Genomic DNA, 20,726 nt, shown 5'->3' with positions numbered 1-20,726 from the left:
TCGTTTCCACCTCGTAGTCGTTGGTGGGAGCGACGCCGCAGTTCTATGCACTGACCGTGGGCTTCTGGCTTCCCAGTTCGATGCGGTGGGTGCATTGTTCGGCGAGCATCTGGTCATGGGTGATCAAAACGACGGTTCGTCCGGCAAGGGCATGCCGCAAGGTGGAAAGCAGGTCTTGTGCTTCATCTACGCCCAGGTGGGCAGTCGGTTCATCAAGCAAGATGATCTGGTGGCCGCCAACCATGGCACGGGCCACGGCGAGCTTGCACCGCTGTCCACCGGAGAGCTGATGCCCGCCGGAACCGATGCGTGCTTCAAGGCCTTCTGGCTGTGTTGACAACCACTGGGACAGCCCAACTTGTTCCAGCGCTTCTTCCAGCTGCGCATCGCTGCGATGCTGGTCTTCAGCGACTCCCAGCATCAGGTTCCGGCGAATCGAGGAGTCGAAGAGGTGCGCTTCTTGCGGGCACCACGCAATCGATGACAGGTCTGCCTGCTTCAGATCCAGCAGGTTCCCGCGGGCATCGATTCCCTTCAACGTGCCCGACTGGGCTGGCAACGCGCCAAGCAACGCGGTGAGCAGCGTCGATTTGCCGGAGCCCGATGGCCCGGTAATGGCCGTCCACTGCCCCGCCGGAATGCGGGCGCTGAGATTCTTCAGAACCAACGGGCCGGACTCGTAGCCGAGGCTAAGCGCTTGCGCATCGAAGCCCACAATCTTGCTTTGCTTGACCGGCGGGTTGCTCTCCGTCGCTCGTGCGGCGCGGCTTTGCATGCCACGTGCTGCCAGCTTCGAAGACAGTTCCTTCAGCGCCCGCCCCTGCTGTACCGCCAGCAGTGCGTTGCCAGCGCTCTCCCCCAGGGCCAGGCTCAAGAGCACGGCGAGCGCCGTAAACGATGCGCTGCTGTGCGATAGTGCGGTGATGGCAATGGCAAGCAATACGCTGGTCAACGTGGCCAGGGCGGTGGCGCTGCCTTGGCCCAGGGCATGCCGGCGAGCGCGCTGCGTATTGCGTGTTTCGGCGTCTTGGAAGTGGCCAATGGTTCGTTCCAGGGCTTGGTTGCTGCGCAGCGCGGACTTGTGCCGCAAGATGCCCAGCACGCTTTGGTTCATCTGCATTCGGTGGCTGAGCTGATGCACGAGGTGTTCGCCTTCAATGCGCTGGACAAGCCAACGCACCGGGAAGACCAGCACCAGGATCGCGCCAAGGGCCAGGTATCCGAATTCTGGCTGGATAAGGTACAAGGCCGTTGCAGCTGCAACCCACAGTACGATTGCCTGCAGCGGCGGGAACAGCACGCGGGCCAATAGGTCGCGCAGTTCATCTACCTCGGCAAGCAAGAATCGCAGGATTACCGAGGAACGGCTCAGCAGCCCCCACCGTGCAGGGTTGGCCACCATCGCGTTCCACATCTTCTCGCGCAAATCCGAGGCGTAGGCCAGGACCGCGTCGTGGATCGCTAGTTGTTCCAGGTAGCGGAAGACCGCTCGTCCGATGCCGAGGGCACGGACCATGACGAACGCTACGGTCAGGTGCAAGATGGCCGGCTGGTAGCTGGATTCAACGATCAGCCAACCGCTCAGGGCCGCGAGCGCAACGGCGCACAGCACGCTCGCCGTCCCCCAGAGCACGCCCTTGGGGGCGGCCTTGTACCCGAGGAGCAAGTCGCGCATCGGGGTGAACTTGGACCGCAGCAGCGGTTGGCCAGTTGCGCCAGGCTGCGTTGCCCCGGTGGCTCGCGGCCGGTTGCCCTCGGTTTCCTCAGCGTGGGCAGTGCCAGCACCATAAGCGGTTTTGCCTGCAAGCCGGTTCTGGCCAAAGGCGGGGTCGTGGCTGGCGACCAGCAATGCGCAGCGGGCTGGAAGCTCACTAAGCAGTTCGCGCACTTGCCGGGCGTTGCGCTCATCGAGGTGCGCGGTAGGTTCATCGGCGAGCAGCACGGTGCAGTGGTCGTCGCTGTGAATCCGCAGCAGCGCGCGCAGCACTTCCAGGCGGCGTAGCTCGCCGGGTGAATATTCTCCGATCGGGCGCTCGAGCATGGCCTGCATCGAGAGCCGGGTGCTGAGCTCTTGGCGCAGTTCAGCCGATGCCGCCGGGGCGTCCTGGTCCAGCTGCTCGCTGCCGGTCGTTGCGTTGAACTGCGGATGCTGGCTAATCACGGCAAGCTGGCCGGCAACGAAGATCCGCCCGCTGGCCAAGGCCGGGTCGAAGGTGTTGTCGCTGCTGTGCGCCTCGGCGATCAGCTTGAGCAGCGTGCTCTTGCCCGTTCCGCTGGCGGTGGACAGTACCAGGTGTTCCCCCGCACGCAACGCAATATTCACGGCTCGGTGGATTGGATGCACGCCATCGTAGCTGATCTGCAGGTCCGCGACTTCCAGAACGTTCTTTGCATTTGCGGCAGTGTTGGCACGTAGCTGATGGACCGGGGTGGCCGCGGTGATGGCAATGTACTTTTGGTAGGCAGCCAGCCCGTCATCGGCCGCATGGTAGGCAGAGCCCACTTCGCGCAGTGCCGAGAACAGCTCGGGTGCCAGGATCAGGATTATCAGCCCGGCGGCGAGATCCATATTTCCGCTGACCAGTCTCACGCCGATCATCACCGCGAGTACCGCCACCGAAAGGGTCGCGATCAATTCCAGCCAGAAGCTGGACATGAATACGGTCTTCAGGTTGGCCATGGTGGCAGCCCGGTACTTGTTGCTGACGGCGGCGATGGCGCTGCCGTGGGCCCTGGCACGGCCCAAACCCAGGAGTGCGGGCAGGCCCTGGGCGAGTTCGTAGAGCTGGTGGGCCAGCCGATCCAAGGTGGCTTGGGATTCGTTGAGGGTGTCTTGGGTGTGCATGCCGATCAGTGCCATGAACACCGGGACCAGCGGGATAGTCAGGATCAGCACCACTGCGCTGATCCAGTCCAGCTGGAGAATGTAGAGGCCGAGCAGCAGCGGTACTGCCAAGGCGCCGATGAGCGCAGGAATGAATTTGGTGAAGTAGTCATCGAGCTTCTCAAGGCCATGGCTGGCCAAGGTCGCGGTGACCGGTATGGAATGTTGTTCGGCTGCGGGGACAATAGTTGGTTGCGAGGCTTGCTTGCGCACCAGGTTCAGCCGCAGCCGTTCCTTTGCGCCCAGGCCCATGCGCCGGGCTCCAGCGTTCAATCCCCATGCGCTGAGCGCTCGAAGTGCGGCACCGGCCAGGGCAAGGACCAGCAGTTGCGATTCATTGGCGCCTCCTGCGGCCATGGTGGCGATCCATTGGCCCAGGGCGTAGGCGACGAATACCAGCCCCACGACTTTGAGCACGGAAAACAGCGCCAAGACCAGGAACTGTCGTGGCGTGATCAGTTCACGCGGCAGGAATCTCGGGGCTGGCATCGCTACTCTTTCCGTCGAAAACGCGGTTACTTGATGATCGAGACGACTCGATGAGTTTCTGGGATATGCTCTTCGCGCAAGCGCTTGCGGAAGACCCAGTAGCTCCAGGCTTGGTACGCCAAGACCATTGGCACGCCGAAGGCGGCCACGACACTCATGAGCTTCAGGGTGTAGGCAGTGCTCGAGGCGTTGGCGACGGTCAGGTCGAAGGCCGGGTCGATGCTCGATGGCAGCACTACCGGGTAGGCGGCGGTGAAGATCGCGGCGACCCCTGCTAGCAAGGTGACTCCCAGGGCGATGAAGGAGAGTCCTTCGCGTCCAGCGCGGCCGCTGATCATCGAAACGGCCAGGGAGATCACTGCCAGGCCCATCACGGCCCACGCCATGGTTGAATCGTTATCCAGCAACACCAGCAGGACCCATGCGACTAAGGGCAGGATTGCTACCGGTAGCCAACGTCCAACGAGCTTTCCTGCTTCTTGGCGGACCTTGCCGTCGGTTTTCAACCGCAGGAATGCCAACGCATGGATCCAGCAGAACGCTACCACTGCTGCGCCGCCGAGAACGGCTTGCCAGTTCAGCCACGCGAAGGCACCGCCGATTCGGTCCCCGTTCTCGTTCAAAGGCAGTCCCAAGGTGGTCAATGCCAGCATGGCACCGACTCCGAAGGCGGCCACCAAGGAGCCGATCCCCAAGGCGAGGTCCCAGGCTTTCCGGGTTGCTGCGGTGATCGCCTTGCCGCGGTACTCAATGGCCACGGCACGGAAGATCAATGCCACCAGGACAAAGGTCAGCGGAATGTAGAGGGCCGAGAACAGCGAGGCGTACCAGTGCGGAAAGGCGGCGAAGGTCGCGCCACCGGCGGTCAGCAGCCATACTTCGTTGCCGTCCCAGACCGGGCCGATCGTGTTCAGCAAGAGCCGCTTGCGCTTCTCGGTGGATCGGCCAAGACCGATGAGCATGCCGACCCCGAGGTCAAAGCCTTCGAGGAAGAGATAGCCGCACCAGAGCAGCGCGATCACGATGAACCAAAGTGTTGGAAGCCAATCCATTGATATTCTCCTTAGTCCGTGCCGCTAGTAGGCGAAGGCCAGTACGTCGTCGTCATCGTTGCCTGGGTCCGTTGGGCCGTTGGCTGATGAATTTTCTGCTGTTTCGAGCTCTGGCATTGCCGATGCCACTCCGCCGCGAATGTAGCGAGTAAGCAGTACCAGTTCCACGACCAGCAGCACACCGTAGATTGCCGTGAGCGCGATCAGCGAGAACAGCAGTTCTCCTGCGCTGACTGTCGGAGAGACCGATGCTGCGGTGTACATGAACACCTGGTCCACGCCGCCCATCTGCGGATTGGGGACAACGGTGAACGGCTGCCGGCCCATTTCGGTGAAGATCCAGCCAGTGGCGTTTGCGCCGAAAGGCGCGGCAATGCCTAGCAGGGCGATGCGCGAGAACCATTTGTTCGCTGGGACGGTGCCCTTGCGGGTAATCCATAGCGCAACGCCAGCAGCAAGCGCCGAGAGCCCGCCGAGGGTGATCATCAAGCGGAAGCCCCAGTAGGTCACTTCCATCACGGGCAGGTAATTGATTTCCTGGCCTGCGTACTTGCCGAAGGATTCATCGTTCGGATAGTACTTGCCGTATTTTTCTTGGTATTCCGGAATCAGGGTGTTCACGCCCTTGATTTCGGTGGTGAAGTCTCCATTGGCCAGGTACGAGAGAATGCCCGGGATTTCGAAGACCGCTACGACGTTGTCGCAGTTGGTAGAACCCTTGGCGGTGATATCCCCCAAGGACAGCACCGAGAAGCCGGTTCCGTCGTGGCAGGCTGCCTCCGCGGCAGCCATTTTCATCGGTTGCTGTTCGAACATGAGTTTTGCTTGTTCGTGCCCGCTCAGTGCCACGCCGAGGAACGCGACCATTGCTACCGCGGCGCCGATGCGCAGGGACTTGATCCAAACCTGGTAGTCCACCTTGTCACGGCTTTTACCGCGGCTGGGATCTTCGCCCACGACAACATGCCCGTTGGCATCTACGGTGTCGATGCCTTCTTGGCGTCGGCGGTAGAGGTGGAACCATGAGATGCCCAGTAGAAAGCCGCCAGCAACGGCAAAGGCTCCGAAAATAGTATGCGGGAAAGTCACTAGTGCGGTGTTGTTGGTGAACACTGCCCATGCGTCGGTCATCACGGCTCGTCCGTCAACGATTTTCGTTCCAACCGGGTGCTGCATCCATGAGTTCGCAACCAGGATGAAGTAGGCCGAAAGGACCGTTGCCAAGGAAGCGCACCAGATGGTTGCCAGGTGGACGCGTTTGGGAAGTTTCTTCCAGCCGAAGATCCAGAGCCCCAGGAATGTGGATTCCACGAAAAAGGCCAGTAAGGCTTCCATGGCCAACGGTGCACCGAATACGTCCCCTACATAGCGGCTGTACTCGCTCCATGCCATGCCGAATTGGAATTCTTGGACGATGCCCGTGGCGACGCCCATGATGAAGTTGATCAGGAAAAGCTTGCCCCAGAATTTTGTCATTCGCAGCCAGTGCTCGTTGCCGGTGCGATGCCACATGGTTTGTAGCGTGGCCACGGTCAGGCCCAGCCCAATGGTCAGGGGCACCATCAGGAAGTGGTAGACCGTCGTAATGCCGAATTGCCAGCGGGCAATCTCTAGAGCATCCATGGATTCCTCAACTATCGTGGGATCGAAGTTTAACCACTTTTCTACGTTCCGTAGAAAAGTTCTCCAAGGCCACCATAGATGATTTCGACAGCTTGTAGAAATCGAGCCAATGAGCAGTTTTTCACAACTCGAAACATCGCTGCGGCGCACGCGAGTGCGAATACTAAGCCTATTGACAGGGTTGTGTCTACGTTTCTTAAAAAACCCAAGTCAACAACTTTCCTCCGGGACATTCTCGCAACTTGCGGTGAAACAGGTAAAGCATGTACTCACCCATCTCTTTTACGTGCCGTAGAAATATTGTCGAAAGATGGCTACAATTGAGAATCCAAGCAGTGTGCTTGCACTCCACGAGTCAAGCAACCGCGTCAAAACTAATGCAAGTGAGGTACGACCTAGTGGCCAGCCTTGGCGATCTGGAACGCTCCGTCATGGATCTTCTGTGGGATTCTGCAGAACCACTCACCGCGAATGACCTTCGTGATGATTTGGCGGCGCTTGGCACCGACGCGAAAGAACTCGCAGTAACTACGGTGCTAACCGTGCTAGCCCGTCTCGAAAAGAAGGGTTTGGTAGAGCGCGAGCGCACTACCCGCCCTCACCGATACGCAGCTTCATCCTCCCGTGAGGATCACACCGTCGGACTGCTCAACGACGCCCTGGGCACCGCCCAGGACCGCGAAGCAGTTCTGGCACGATTCATCGGAGGCATCTCCCCCGACGAAGCAGCATCCCTGCGTGCTATCTTGGACTCAGTAAAGTCCGCATAATTTAGATGAACTTCGGGGACTGAGTGCTTCTCACCTCATATTTCCTAGCGGCGTTGGCTATCGCATTGGCGTGGCCGACGCCGTTGGCTTTATCCAAGGCAAAATGGACCGCACGCTCACCAGTGCAGGCGGTACTCCTTTGGCAAGCCATCGCTTTAGGCGGTGGCCTTTCCATGATCGGCTCAATGCTCGTCTGGGGCTTGGCTCCCCTGGGTGATGACCTCATCTCCGCGCTGCATGGAGGCTGGCTCCTGCTAACTGGAGACCCCAGCGTGCCGGACCCCGGCGAAGTGCACCTCTTCGCTCTGAGCACGGCGCTGCTCTTCGGACTTCATCTGGTATTGACCCTTATACGGGCTGCTTGGCGCACCTCCCGCCAACGAGCCAAGCACCGGCACCTGCTTCGCTTGTTGAGCAACCCGTCCCAGACGCGACCAAACACTTTAGTGATTGATCATGACATGCCAGTGGCATACTGTGTTCCGGGCATCTCGCAATCGGTGACTGTGCTATCGCGCGGATTGCTCACCCAGCTTTCTGCCGAAGAACAGCAGGCGGTTATTGCCCATGAACGATCCCATTTGGATCAACGACATGATCTGCTGATCCTGGCATTCACAGCGTGGCACGAAGCCTTGCCTTGGCTACCGACCTCACGCCTTGCGCTCGATGCAGTGCGCCAACTAATTGAAATGCTCGCCGACGACAAAGCACTGGAAAAGGTCAATAGGCACACGTTGCTCAAAGCCATCGTCACGGTCGCCACTGCGGCAGCAATGGATGATTCCTCTTCAAAGAATCATTCGTCCAGTGCGGGCCTAGTCGGCATGCCGGATGGTGAAGTCTCATCCCGCCGGCTACAACGTTTGCTCTCCCCGCAGGATCCGCTGGGCCGCTCACAACGCGCGCTGGTGCTGCTGAGCACCATCATGCTGTTGATCTGCCCGACAGTCCTGCTCATCGCACCGCGGTTGCTGGACTGGTAGCACACGTTTAGCGCAAACAGCGAAGTCCTTGAACCCTGTTGGGATTCAAGGACTTCGCTGTTTGTATTGCTCTAGACGTCGATACGATCTCGTTCCAGATCGTCGGCGCCGTCGATAATGAACTTCTTGCGAGGCGCTACATCCGAGCCCATCAGCAGATCAAAGACCTCCTCGGCTGCCTGCGCATGCTCGATGCCAACACGGCGCAGCATACGATGGCGCAGATCCATGGTGGTTTCAGCCAGCTGGTCTGCATCCATCTCACCCAAGCCCTTATAGCGCTGGATCGGCTCCTTGTAGCGTCGGCCTTCCTTTTCCAGGTTGGCCAGCAGCTTGGTCATTTCCGCCTCCGAGTAGGTGTAAATAACCTCATTCTGCTTGGAGCCCGGATTGATCACCTCGATGCGGTGCAGCGGCGGAACCGCTGCATAGACGCGACCGTGCTCGATCATCGGACGCATGTAGCGGTAGAACAACGTCAGCAACAAGGTACGAATGTGCGCACCGTCAACGTCAGCATCGGTCATCAAGATGATCTTGCCGTATCGCGCTTGCTCGATATCGAAGCTGCGCCCCGAACCGGCACCAATCACCTGGATCATCGCTGCGCACTCTGCATTCGAGAGCATGTCCGAGATCGAGGCCTTCTGCACGTTGAGGATCTTGCCTCGAATTGGCAGCAGCGCCTGGTACTCGCTGGAGCGCGCGAGACGGGCAGTGCCCAATGCGCTGTCTCCCTCGACGATGAACAGTTCAGACTTCCCAACTTCCTTGCTGCGGCAATCGAGCAGTTTGGTTGGTAGCGACGAAGATTCCAAGGCAGTCTTGCGACGCTGAGTTTCCTTGTGCATACGTGCCGACACGCGAGATTTCATCTCGTTGACGACCTTCTCCAGCAGCGTGGAAGCTTCAGCCTTCTCGTTGCGCTTATTGGAGCCCAGCCGATCATTGAGTGCCTTTTCCAGCACCTTGGAAACGATCTGGCGCACCTGCGGGGTACCCAAAATTTCCTTGGTCTGCCCTTCGAACTGCGGCTCTGCCAGTCGGACGGTCAGCACAGCGGTCATGCCTGCCAACACGTCGTCCTTCTCCAGCTTGTCCTTCTGGCCGAACTTTAGCTTCCGCGCATTGGCCTCGACGTTCTTGCGGAAGGACTTGAGCATGGCCTGTTCGAAGCCAGCAGTATGCGTACCACCTTTGGGAGTCGCGATGATATTCACGAAGCTGCGCAGCGAGGTTTCGTAGCCGATTCCCCAACGCACCGCGACATCTACTTCACAGACGCGCTGCACATCTTCAATATGGCTGCGGCCACTGCCATCGATGACCGGAACCTTTTCATGAAAGGATCCGCTGCCATGGAAACGCCAGATGTCCGTGACCGACGAGTCGCTGCTCAGATAGTCGACGAACTCGCTAATGCCACCATCATGCTGGAACACTTCCTCATGAGGCCCGTCCGCACCCGGGGTATCCGGCAATCCACGTTCATCACGCAGGGTGATGCGCAGCCCAGGAACCAAGAAGGAAGTCTGGCGCGCGCGATCCTGCAAATCCTTATAGGAGAATTTCGCATCCGGGGTGAAGATATGGTTATCTGCCCAGTAGCGAATGCGCGTTCCGGTCACGCCACGCTTGGCTTTGCCGATAACACCCGGCGCCGTCGCAGTCTCATGAGCCTTGAAGGAAGCGTCCGCTTTCTTGCGTCCCTTATCGGTAAATTTGCCCGGCTCACCACGACGGAACTGCAGGCCGTACGTCTTGCCGCCGCGGTCAACTTCAACGTCCAAACGGGCCGACAGCGCGTTGACGACCGAGGCACCCACGCCGTGCAGACCGCCGGAAGCACTATAGGAGCCACCACCGAATTTGCCGCCGGCGTGCAGCTTGGTGAAGACGACTTCCAAACCGCTCAAGCCTGTCTTGGGTTCAACATCGACAGGGATGCCGCGGCCGTCATCCTGGACTTCAACCGATCCGTCAGAGTGCAAGATGACGTCAATTGCCTGGCCGAAACCGCCCAGCGCCTCGTCAACAGAGTTATCGATGATCTCCCAGAGGCAATGCATCAAGCCACGGGAATCGGTGGAGCCGATGTACATGCCTGGGCGCTTGCGAACCGCTTCCAGGCCTTCCAAGACCGAGAGGTGCCGGGCGCTGTAATTGTCGGATGAAGCCACTGAGCTGTTGTCTCCTACTTGCATGAGAAAGTACGTCTTAATTCATATTCTAATCGTTAATGTGTTCGAATACCCGCTATTTTCCGGTGCTGCCGAGCACGTCGGACTGATATGAGCTTATCCACATGCGCTACGCGGTGAGCGAAAGAACAGGCAAATCGGGATAAAGTCGGAGCCCAAGCTGGTTGTATAGAGTAACCATCAACTTTAGGAGGCTGGCAATGACTACTACGACCGCTAGTCGTGAACTTAACGCCCTCGACCGGTGCGACCGCTGCGGCGCACAGGCCTACGTGCGAGCCGTGCTGGCTTCGACAGGCGGTGAGCTGCTTTTCTGCGCTCACCATGCCCGCGATGTAGAACCAAAACTGCGTCCGCAGACTTCAGTGTGGCAGGATGAGTCCTCGCGACTCTACGAAAGGCCCAAGGTGGATGCCAACGACTAAACTCGTGGCCAACCACTAATGCGAGAAGGTGACCCAATTTTGGGTCACCTTCTTCTTGCATTAACAGCAAATAAAAATGCGGCCAGCAGTTCAATGAATGAACTGCTGGCCGCATCCTCAGATTCTTAGTCTAGGTAATCGCGCAGCACCTGGGAACGCGATGGGTGACGAAGCTTAGACATCGTCTTGGACTCGATCTGGCGAATGCGTTCACGAGTCACGCCGTAGACCTTGCCGATTTCATCCAAGGTCTTAGGCTGTCCATCGGTCAGGCCGAAGCGCATTGCCACAACGCCAGCTTCACGCTCGGAGAGCGTGTCGAGTACCGAGTGGAGCTGTTCCTGCAACAAGGTGAACGAAACAGCATCGGCTGGGACAACTGCTTCAGAGTCTTCGATGAGGTCACCGAATTCGGAGTCGCCGTCTTCACCCAGTGGGGTATGCAAGGAAATTGGTTCGCGACCATACTTCTGGACTTCGACAACCTTTTCAGGGGTCATGTCCAATTCCTTAGCCAACTCTTCTGGGGTTGGTTCGCGGCCCAGGTCCTGAAGCATCTGGCGCTGGACGCGTGCCAGCTTGTTGATGACTTCAACCATGTGCACAGGAATACGAATGGTACGTGCCTGGTCAGCCATGGCACGGGTAATTGCCTGACGGATCCACCAGGTAGCGTAGGTCGAGAACTTGAAGCCCTTGGTGTAGTCGAACTTCTCCACTGCTCGGATCAGGCCCAGGTTGCCTTCCTGGATCAGGTCCAGGAACAGCATGCCGCGACCGGTATAGCGCTTGGCCAGCGAAACTACCAGGCGGAGGTTGGCTTCGAGCAAGTGGTTCTTGGCGATTTTGCCGTCGTGGATGATCTGCTCGTAGTCCCAGCGCAGGCGCTGGTCCATCGAGCCGTCATCCTTCTCCAACTTGTCAGTTGCGAACAGGCCCGCTTCGATACGCAGAGCCAAGTCAACTTCCTGCTCAGCGTTCAGCAGCGCGACCTTGCCGATCTGCTTCAGGTAGTCCTTGACTGGGTCAGCGGTCGCGCCTGCGACCATGACCTGCTGCTGTGGAGCGTCATCATCACCGGTTGAAAGGGTGAAGCCCTTTGAATCATCGTCAGACTTCGAGTCCTTCGAATCGGTGCTTTGCTCAGCATCGTCATCGGCGTCAGCCGACGCTCCGGTTGATTCGTCTTGCGCTGCAGTTTCAGCAGCGACCTTTTTAGTCCGAGGCTTGGCCTTGGTAGCGCGCTTTTTCGCTGCAGGGGCGGCTGCCTCGACCTCAGCCGCGTCAACCTCGGCCTCAGTTGCTTTACGATTAGCGTTCGTCTCAGAAGATGACACGAATAACCTTTCTAACGATGCGTTCCGGATGCACCTGCCGGTAACACCACTATGACCCTGTCAAGTCCGATGGCGTTTAATCACTGACTAAACACCGAGGGCTGGCACATTGATATCAACGCATCAAGCCCGCCTAATGTTCCCGAAATCCGCAGATTTCAAGACATAGGCAATTCGAACCTAACCGGGTCTGTTGTCCCATTATCCATGAATTACCACCGGGACACCACTTGAGACACTCCGGCTGCTGTTGCTCAGCTGAAATTAGCACGCCATGCCCGCAATTGGTCGGTCGCCCATTCAGGCATGATTCCATGGGACATCAGCTTCTGCAGCAGACGGGCCAGCTCATAGTTCGGGTTTTCTTCAACCGCTCGCCCCAACAGGCACAACGCCATTGTCCCCCGGCCCCGCGCCCACTCGATCCACGCAAGAATGCACAGCAGGGCCTGCCGGGCGTTGCCTTCAGCGACGCCGAGCAGGTCTCTGGCGACCAGCCACAACCGGTCAATCCGCTTCCAGTCCGGAGCATGCCAACCACGACCCAGCAAATAGTTGGTCAGCGGCGTGGCGGCAGCTTCGCGATCTCCGCGCATCACGCCGAACAGCACGTCCAATGATGCTTCCAACCCCAAGCCAGCCAGATACGGAAGAAGGTCACGCACAATTTTCACTTCCAAGGAACCCAGTAGCAGTGCGGCGTGCTCATGCTCATCGTGGATCCATGCCCGGGCTTCGTCATCAGCCAGGTCCATGGTCTGAATCCACGCTTCCAGGCAGTTCACGACGTTGTGCTGCTGGTTTGAAATGATCTTCAAGATCTCAGCAGCCTGAGGCCACTGCGGGATTCCGCTACCGTCCCATGGAACGTCCAACGGTGCCGACCCGGCAAAGACCAATGACAAATGAGTTTCATTTGTTTCCAACGGACGTACCGGGGTCGGCTCTGCGTAGTCATCGGTCTCGTAATTCCAGACCACACGATCCAGCCGGCACCAGCTGTGACGCAGCAAGACCTTTTTACTTGCCAGCCCATGCTCTAATTGCGAGACCAGATCCGCGTAGGGAATACCTGATTCAGCCGACGATTCCTCGGGCGCATAGATCACCAGAACTACCCCCTGGATATGGGGCATTCGCGCTAGCAGGCGCAGCACCTGCGCGGTCCACCTCCCGCGTTCTGCTGCATTGTCTTGGCCGGGCAAGTCGACGCGCAAGGTAGCTTCTAGATGGTCCTCGTCTATCAGCATCAGCACGGCCGAATCCTGAGGATAGAAACCTAGGGCATGGGGCACATAGGCCAAAATGTCCTCGCAATTGGACAGCGAGAGAGGGTGGCGTTCCGGTGTAGTTGTCATAGATCCACGGTGCACCGCTGCGCTTGGTGCATGAGGTCAGCGCGTGCGAGCTGTGGAGAACCCTTTGGACCGCCCCGGGGCCAGCCTACTGATCGGCGAGGAAGCGGCGGGCCTTGCGGCGTTCAATGACCATGAACGCCATGCCGAGTAATGCCATGGCGAACTGGAAGGACAAGGCGACACGGAAGGCCGGAAGATTGTAGAGCTCACCGACCGAACCGTTGGCCTTGTACAACATGTCCATGATGAAACCAATGACGTAGATAGTGACAAAGGCACCTATGAATCCGCCGGTGTTCACCAGGCCGGTAGCCGTTCCCAGCACCTGTGGCGGGTTGAACGTACGTGCGAAGTCGAAGCCAATCACGGAGGCCGGGCCACCGGCGGCAATGGCGATCATCAAGAGCACCAGAATCCATAGCGGCGCCTGTCCTGGCCAGAACAGGACAACTGCCCACATCACCAGGATCGAACCGACGATGCCCAGGGCAAAATTGGAACGCTGGCTGGCGTGACGCGAGGTCAATGCACCGAGGAGCGGTCCCACCACGATGGAAACGACGACGAACACAGCCATCAGGCCCGATGCCAGCGCGCCATCTATGCCTTGGCCTTCAACGAGGAATGGGTAGCCCCAGGTCATCATGAAGGTGTTGATCATGAATGCCGTGGAGAAGTGGGTCCAGAACCCCAAACGGGTCCCTGGCTGCTTCCAGGCCCGGGCGATCCGGGAGCCGGTCTCCGGCTCCCCCTGGCCGGATCCTTCCCAGGTCTTGCCATTGCGCACGAAAGCGATCGTGGTGATGAAGGTGGCAAAAGCGAAACCGGACATGACCGAGAACGCCGCGGACCAGCCAACGCCCAGCAAGATCATGTGGAAAGGAAAGAGGCTGATCAGCTGTCCGAGCTGGCCGAAGGTACCGGTGAGCTGGGTGAGTACCGGGATACGCGAGCCGGAGAACCATAGGGGCAGGAGCTTGAGCACCGATACGAAGACCATCGCATCACCCATGCCAACCATGACACGCCCGGCCAATCCCATGGGCACGTTGACCGAAATCGCAAGGAACGCCTGGCCAGCGGCCATCAGCAGGGCGCCGCAGGTAATCAGGATACGCGGACCGAGCCTATCCAGCAGCAGCCCCACGGGCACCTGCGCGCCGGCATAAACAACCAGCTGCACGACGGAAAACGTCGCCAGGATCTGCGCACTGGCATCGAATCGCTCGGTGGCTTGGATGCCAGCGACGCCGAAGCTGGTGCGCTGCGAAATTGCAGAAATGTAGGCAAGAATTGCGAAGCCGAAGACGACCCACGACTTCGACGAATTCAGATGGGCCTGGCTCACTGGTCGTGATCACCTGGCAACGGTTCGATGTGACCGTTTTTCAACCAATCTTCAGTGTTCTCGATGGCGGCTAGGAAATGCTCGGCGCTAGCGCCCAATTCCTCGGCATTCGCCATCTGCTCATCTTCATCCAGCAACAGCGAGCGTGGCTCATGTTCCTTGGCGTGGGCATCGAAACGTTCTTCAAATCCGTCGACCATCTGGCGAACATCGCTATTGGATTCAAGCTGTTCGGCGAGCTGCTGGTCCACCAATCGACCTGCCTCGCGCAGCTTGTCCGTTGGCAAAGCCAGCTTCAGCGCCGCTCCTACGTACTCCAGCGTCGCAACGGCAACGGCCGGGTACTCGGATTCGGCGAGGTAGTGCGGGGTGTGCAGCGAGTATCCCACGACGTCGCGGCCAGCTTCGCTCAGGCGAATTTCCAGCAACGAGGCCAAACCTGCTGGCGATTCAACTGTTGGGCTCCACGTCGAGATGTTCTCGATCAGATCCTTGCGGTTTCCATGTGCGGTCACGCCTACTGGACGGGTATGCGGCACCGGCATCGGCAATGACGCGGTCCCCACAACCAGCGATACATTGAAGGCTTCAATGAAGGAATGCAGTTCCGCGACCACGCGTTCCCACTTCAAATCCGGTTCAACACCGGTGAGGAACCAGAACTTGCGGTCCATCTCATCGGTCATCAGGTAAATCTCCATGCGTGGAGCCTGGTATCCAGCGAAGTGATCACCCAGGAAAGAGACCCGCGGGCGCTGGGACGTGTAGGCAATCAGCTCATCGGCGTCGAAAGTGGCGAAGAGCTCTGATTCGAGGCGGCCGAAAAGCTCGTTGGAGACCTGTGAATGATTATGCCCGGCATCGCTGATGCTCTTCAGCGAGACGAACATGCCAAGGCCCTGAAGGCGCGAGTCATCCAAGTCGTCTGCGACCAGCGTCATCAACGATTCCTTGGACATTTTCTCCTCATTCAGGGTCGGCATCCGGCAAAGCTGGCGCGGCAACCATCGGCTAAGACTGCACATTAAGCAACAGATCAATGGTCTATCTTATCGCTACTTGGCTTTCGCTCGCTGTGAAGTAACGCACGATGACGCAGAACCTCGGATAACCTAGGGGTAGGAGACGCGCAGCCCACCGGCATGATCTGTTCCGGAAAACCAATTGGACTGTCGCGACCTTAGACCCTACAAAGGCATAGAAGGAATGATTTTGTGATCAACTCCAGTGATCTCACTCTGAGCGCCATTGGCACTGACATCAAGCGCAAGAGCGCTGACGCCCTCATCCTGGGCGTACTCAAGAACGGCGACAAGGTGTCCATCGCGGCATCCCCGTTCACCGCCGAAACCACCACTTCCCTGGAGCAGTCGCTTGCTGCTTTGGGCGTTGTCGGGAAGGCTGACGAAATCACCGCGCTGCCAGGCGTAGACGGTGCCAAGACCAAGGTCCTGCAGTTCATCGGCCTTGGTGTTGACGAGCTGGCTGATCTGACCGAAGAGAAGCTGCGCCGCGCCGCCGGTTCGGCTGCCCGCCAGCTGAGCAACGCCAAGAGCGCCATTTTCGCTCTGCCCGCTGACAGCGTTCAGCGCGTTGCTGCCATCGCAGAAGGCATCGCTCTGGGCAGCTACCGCTACGAGAACCACCGTTCGAAGAAGCGCGAGAAGCCCGTATTGGCCGAAGCCCAGATCGTCACCTCGGTAGCGACATCCAAGGACCTGCCAGCAGTACTCAAGCGCGCTGCAGTCCTGGGTCGCGCAGTACGCGGCACCCGCGATCTGATCAATGCCCCAGCCAACGTGCTGTACCCGGAGTCCTTCGCCGCAGCAGTCAAGGACTACTCCAAGTCCCTGCCGCTGAAGGTCACCATCTTCGATGAGAAGCGCCTGGCCAAGGACGGCTTCGGCGGCCTGATCGGTGTTGGCGGCGGTTCGGTTCGCCAGCCGCGCATGGTCAAGGTCGAGTACGCGCCTTCGAAAGCCGCCAAGCACATCGCCTTGATCGGCAAGGGCATCACCTTCGATACCGGTGGCACCTCGCTGAAGCCTGCTGCCGGCATGCATGCCATGAAGTCCGACATGTCCGGTGCTGCTGCAGTCTTCCAGACCATCGCCGCCGTCGCCGAGCTTGGCCTGAATGTCAAGCTCACCGCATGGCTGTGCCTGGCGGAGAACATGCCAGGCGGCGCATCGACCCGCCCGGGCGATGTGCTGACCATGTTCGGCGGCAAGACCGTTGAGGTGCTGAACACCGATGCCGAAGGCCGCTTGGTCATGGCCGATGGACTGGCAGCTGCCAGCCTGGAGAAGCCGGATGTCATGATCGACATCGCTACGCTGACCGGCGCGCAGATGCTGGCATTGGGCCTGCGCACCGCTGGTGTCATGGGCGACGAGCAGGTCACCAACGACCTGGTTGCCGTCTCGGACAAGGTGGGCGAATTGGCTTGGGCCATGCCGCTGCCGGAGGAACTGCGCCCATCCATCGAGTCGCAGGTTGCCGATCTGGCGAACATCGGTGAGCGTATGGGCGGCATGATGACTGCTGCCGTGTTCCTCGAAGAGTTCGTCGGTGAAGTCGATGGCAAGAAGATCCCTTGGGCCCACATCGACTTCGCTGGTCCTGCGTTCAACGAAGGCAGCGCGTGGGGCTACACTCCGAAGAATGGCACCGGCTCCCAGGTACGCACGCTGGTCGCGTATGCAGAGCAGCTCGCTGCATCGAATTAGCCACAAAATGCAGGACTAATGGCAGTTCCTGTGTACTGAGACTCATCCCGGTATCGCCAGAATCATCTGCACGATGCCGGGATGAGTTCAAAATAAGAGACATACCTGACTTTTAATGCCCCGAAGGTGACTGCAACCATTCGACGGTACTAAGGTAAGTTTTGAAACATCACCGTGGATCAATGGTGCGCGCCCGCATGTGTCACGCTCCAGAAAGTCCACACCCGATCCCCTGGTCGGCCTAAGCCGGCCTCACTAAGCGAATACGAGGGAGCGTTCACGTGGCCGATTCGGCAGCAACGCAAGAATTTGATGTCCTCATCCTCGGCGGCGGATCCGCTGGATACTCGGCAGCATTGCGCGCCATCCAGCTGGGCTACACCGTTGGATTGATCGAGAAGGAAAAGCTGGGCGGCACCTGCCTGCACACCGGCTGCATCCCAACCAAGGCTTACCTGCACGCAGCAGAGCTGGCCGAGAACGCTCGCGAGGGTGCCAAGTACGGCATCAACTCCTCGCTGGAGTCGATCGACCTGGCTGGCGTTCGCAAGTACAAGGAAGGCATTGTTGCTGGCAAGCACAAGGGCCTCCAGGGCTTGCTGAAGATGAAAAAGGTCAACGTTATCACCGGTAACGGCCGACTGGTCTCCCAGGATTCCATCGATGTTGATGGCACCGTCTACAAGGGCAAGTACATCATCTTGGCTACCGGCTCCACCTCCAAGACCATGGGTCTGGAAATCGGCGGCCGCGTACTGACCAGCACCGAAGCACTGAACATGGAAGACCTGCCAAAGAGCGCAATCGTGCTCGGTGGCGGCGTTATCGGTGTCGAATTCGCCTCCGTATGGAAGTCCTTCGGCGTCGATGTCACCATCGTTGAGGGCCTGCCTTCGCTGGTTCCAAACGAGGACCCAGCCATCATCAAGAACCTGGAGCGCGCTTTCAAGAAGCGCGGCATCAAGTTCAACACCGGCGTCTTCTTCGAGAAGGTCGAGCAGGACGCCAACGGCGCCAAGGTCTCGCTGGCTGACGGCAAGGTTCTGGAAGCAGAGATCGTTCTGGTTGCAGTGGGCCGCGGCCCAGTCACCGAGGGTCTTGGCTTCGAAGAGCAGGGCATCACCATTGATCGCGGCTTCGTGATCACCGACGAGCGCCTGCACACCGGCGTTGGCAACATCTACGCAATCGGCGACATCGTCCCAGGCGTACAGCTTGCACACCGTGGTTACCAGCATGGCCGCTTCGTAGCCGAGGAAATCCACGGCATGAAGCCAACCATCGTCGAGGACATCAACATCCCGAAGGTGACCTTCTGCGAGCCAGAGATCGCATCGGTGGGCTACTCCGAGCCAAAGGCAAAGGAGAAGTTCGGTGCAGACCAGATCGAAACCACCGAGTACAACCTGGCTGGCAACGGCAAGTCCTCGATCCTGGGCACCAGCGGCATCATCAAGATGGTTCGTGTCAAGAACGGCCCAATCGTTGGCGTTCACGGCATCGGCGGTCGCATTGGCGAGCAGATCGGTGAAGCGCAGCTGATCGTGAACTGGGAAGCATACCCAGAGGACGTATCGCAGCTGATCCACGCACACCCAACCCAGAACGAGTCCCTGGGCGAAGCCGCAATGGCTTTGGCCGGTGCACCGCTGCACGGTTAATCACGCTTTGGTCATCCAGGCAGCGCGTTACGTCAACGCGCTGCCTGAATGCACTAGGCTCGGAGGCAACGCCTCCCACCACTTTTCAAGCTTTATAAAACAAGGAGATACGGGACGATGTCTGAAACCGTAAACCTACCCGCACTGGGTGAAAGCGTTACCGAAGGTACGGTAACCCGCTGGCTGAAGCAGGTCGGCGACCGTGTAGAGGTAGACGAGCCGTTGGTGGAAGTTTCCACCGACAAGGTAGACACTGAAGTTCCTTCGCCGGTTGCTGGCATCATCGAGGAAATCTTCGTGGCCGAAGACGAGGACGCTGAAGTTGGCGCCCCGCTGGTTCGCATTGGCGATGGCTCTGGCGCTGGCGAAGCTGCACCTGCAGCTCCAGCTGCTGAAGAAGCACCTGCCGCACCAGCCGCTGAAGAAGCACCAGCTGCACCGGCAGCCGAAGAAGCTCCTGCAGCTGCACCAGCCGCTGGCGCTGCGTCGGGCACCGAAGTTACCCTTCCAGCTCTGGGCGAGTCGGTTACCGAAGGTACCGTCACCCGCTGGCTGAAGGAAGTTGGCGAGGAAGTCTCCGTCGACGAGCCACTGCTTGAGGTTTCCACCGACAAGGTAGACACCGAAGTACCTTCCCCGGTTGCAGGTACCCTGCTGGAAATTCGTGTTCCAGAAGATGAGACCGCTGAAGTCGGCGCTGTACTGGCTGTTATCGGTGCCGCTGGCGCTGCTCCAGCTGCCGCCCCGGCCAAGGAAGAAGCACCAGCTGCTGCTCCAGCTCCTGCAAAGGAAGAGGCTCCTGCCGCTCCAGCCGCACCTGCTGCTCCAGCTCCTGCAAAGGAAGAGGCTCCTGCCGCTCCTGCCGCGCCGGCTGCACCTGCTGCTGAGGCAAACAACGAGTCCGGCTACGTCACCCCACTGGTACGCCGCTTGGCTAACCAGCACAACATCGACATCGCTTCGGTGAAGGGTACCGGCGTCGGCGGTCGCATCCGCAAGCAGGATGTCCTGGACGCTGTTGCCGCCCAGGAAGCTGCTGCACCTGTTGCTGCCGCTGCTCCTGCCGCCGCGAAGCCAGCTGCCCCTGCAGTAGAGGTTTCCTCGCTGCGCGGCACCGAGGAGAAGGCTCCACGTATCCGCCAGGTCATCGCTCGCCGCATGCGCGAGTCCCTGGACGTATCGACTCAGCTGACCCAGGTCCACGAGATCGATATGACCCGCATCGTGAAGCTGCGCGCTTCGGCAAAGGCCAACTTCAAGGCCACCAACGGCGTGAACCTCACTTACCTGCCATTCATTGCCAAGGCTGTTGCCGAGGGCCTGAAGGCACACCCTAAGCTGAACGCCGAGTACAACGAAGAGACCCAGAAGATCACCTACCACAATGCCGAGCACCTGGCATTCGCAGTCGATACCGACAAGGGCCTGCTGGTTCCTGTTGTATCGAATGCTGGCGATCTGAATCTGGCTGGCATGGCTTCGCGTATCGCTGATGTTGCTGCACGCACCCGCAGCAACAAGATCGGTCCAGACGAGCTGTCCGGCGGCACCTTCTCGATCACCAACATCGGTTCGGTTGGCGCACTGTTCGACACCCCGATCATCAACCAGCCACAGGTAGCTATCCTGGGCACCGGTGCGATCGTGAAGCGTCCAATGGTCGTTACCGATGCAGAGGGCAACGATTCGATTGCCATCCGCCACATGATGTACCTGTGCCTGACCTATGATCACCGTCTGGTTGACGGCGCCGATGCAGGCCGCTTCCTGCAGACCGTCAAGGCTCGCCTTGAAGGTGGCGCTTTCGAAGGCGAACTGGGGCTGTAAAGATCCAGCTTTAGCTTTCGTAGCCTAGGTAGGTAA

The 20,726-nt window shown here is 59.1% G+C and carries 14 protein-coding genes; 6 read left to right on the top strand and 8 right to left on the bottom strand.

Translation table 11 applies throughout. The features are described 5' to 3' along the window. Positions 1-43: 43 nt before the first annotated feature. Genes cydC through ACRDT3_RS15245 form a run of 3 tightly spaced genes read right to left on the bottom strand, consistent with a single transcriptional unit; the run spans position 44 to position 6,048 of the window. Positions 44-3,373, bottom strand: coding sequence for a thiol reductant ABC exporter subunit CydC (gene cydC / locus ACRDT3_RS15255; protein ID WP_431493784.1), 3,330 nt, complete (start codon positions 3,371-3,373; stop codon positions 44-46). Between the two features lie 26 nt (positions 3,374-3,399). Then, complete coding sequence (gene cydB / locus ACRDT3_RS15250; RefSeq protein WP_431493783.1) at positions 3,400-4,425, bottom strand: cytochrome d ubiquinol oxidase subunit II; 1,026 nt, start codon at positions 4,423-4,425, stop codon at positions 3,400-3,402. Between the two features lie 24 nt (positions 4,426-4,449). Continuing rightward, positions 4,450-6,048 (bottom strand): cytochrome ubiquinol oxidase subunit I, encoded by a 1,599-nt coding sequence (locus ACRDT3_RS15245; RefSeq protein WP_431493782.1) that lies wholly within the window; start codon positions 6,046-6,048, stop codon positions 4,450-4,452. A 398-nt stretch (positions 6,049-6,446) separates the two neighbouring features. Between ACRDT3_RS15245 and ACRDT3_RS15240 the strand changes: the two genes are divergently transcribed. After that, a complete protein-coding gene (locus ACRDT3_RS15240; RefSeq protein ID WP_066144398.1) occupies positions 6,447-6,818 on the top strand; it encodes a BlaI/MecI/CopY family transcriptional regulator in 372 nt (123 codons plus the stop codon). Between the two features lie 23 nt (positions 6,819-6,841). Further along, positions 6,842-7,804 carry a M56 family metallopeptidase gene (locus ACRDT3_RS15235; RefSeq protein WP_431493781.1) on the top strand — a complete coding sequence of 321 codons (963 nt, stop codon included), beginning with the start codon at positions 6,842-6,844 and terminating at the stop codon, positions 7,802-7,804. Between the two features lie 71 nt (positions 7,805-7,875). Here the strand turns inward: ACRDT3_RS15235 and ACRDT3_RS15230 are convergent, their stop codons facing one another. Beyond that, entirely contained in the window at positions 7,876-9,984 is a 2,109-nt protein-coding gene (locus tag ACRDT3_RS15230) for a DNA gyrase/topoisomerase IV subunit B (RefSeq protein ID WP_431493780.1), read from the bottom strand. Between the two features lie 221 nt (positions 9,985-10,205). Between ACRDT3_RS15230 and ACRDT3_RS15225 the strand changes: the two genes are divergently transcribed. Then, positions 10,206-10,430: a DUF7455 domain-containing protein gene (locus ACRDT3_RS15225; protein WP_431493779.1), complete on the top strand. Its 225-nt coding sequence runs from the start codon at positions 10,206-10,208 to the stop codon at positions 10,428-10,430. Positions 10,431-10,555: 125 nt separating this feature from the next. Here ACRDT3_RS15225 and ACRDT3_RS15220 read toward each other — a convergent pair whose 3' ends face one another. From ACRDT3_RS15220 to ACRDT3_RS15205, 4 genes are all read right to left on the bottom strand, one after another. Further along, complete coding sequence (locus ACRDT3_RS15220; RefSeq protein ID WP_431493778.1) at positions 10,556-11,767, bottom strand: RNA polymerase sigma factor; 1,212 nt, start codon at positions 11,765-11,767, stop codon at positions 10,556-10,558. A 254-nt stretch (positions 11,768-12,021) separates the two neighbouring features. Then, a complete protein-coding gene (locus ACRDT3_RS15215; protein ID WP_431493777.1) occupies positions 12,022-13,125 on the bottom strand; it encodes a DUF4192 family protein in 1,104 nt (367 codons plus the stop codon). 85 nt (positions 13,126-13,210) lie between these two features. Then, positions 13,211-14,473: an MFS transporter gene (locus tag ACRDT3_RS15210; RefSeq protein WP_431493776.1), complete on the bottom strand. Its 1,263-nt coding sequence runs from the start codon at positions 14,471-14,473 to the stop codon at positions 13,211-13,213. Beyond that, complete coding sequence (locus tag ACRDT3_RS15205) at positions 14,470-15,432, bottom strand: proteasome assembly chaperone family protein (RefSeq protein ID WP_431493775.1); 963 nt, start codon at positions 15,430-15,432, stop codon at positions 14,470-14,472. The genes ACRDT3_RS15210 and ACRDT3_RS15205 overlap by 4 nt, the downstream gene beginning before the upstream one ends. A gap of 255 nt (positions 15,433-15,687) precedes the next feature. Here ACRDT3_RS15205 and ACRDT3_RS15200 point away from each other — a divergent pair, with 255 nt between their 5' ends. The 3 genes from ACRDT3_RS15200 (at position 15,688) to sucB (ending at position 20,690) form a co-directional block, all read left to right on the top strand. Then, positions 15,688-17,202, top strand: coding sequence for a leucyl aminopeptidase (locus ACRDT3_RS15200; RefSeq protein ID WP_431493774.1), 1,515 nt, complete (start codon positions 15,688-15,690; stop codon positions 17,200-17,202). 281 nt (positions 17,203-17,483) lie between these two features. Beyond that, on the top strand, positions 17,484-18,863 hold the full coding sequence (gene lpdA, locus ACRDT3_RS15195; RefSeq protein WP_431493773.1) for a dihydrolipoyl dehydrogenase: 1,380 nt from the start codon (positions 17,484-17,486) through the stop codon (positions 18,861-18,863). Between the two features lie 117 nt (positions 18,864-18,980). Then, positions 18,981-20,690: a 2-oxoglutarate dehydrogenase, E2 component, dihydrolipoamide succinyltransferase gene (gene sucB / locus ACRDT3_RS15190; protein ID WP_431493772.1), complete on the top strand. Its 1,710-nt coding sequence runs from the start codon at positions 18,981-18,983 to the stop codon at positions 20,688-20,690. Positions 20,691-20,726 lie beyond the last annotated feature (36 nt).

Source organism: Glutamicibacter sp., assembly GCF_050701915.1.
Lineage (GTDB): Bacteria > Actinomycetota > Actinomycetes > Actinomycetales > Micrococcaceae > Glutamicibacter.
Note: the sequence above shows the minus strand (reverse complement) of the source record. Positions and strands in the feature narration are given on the sequence as shown.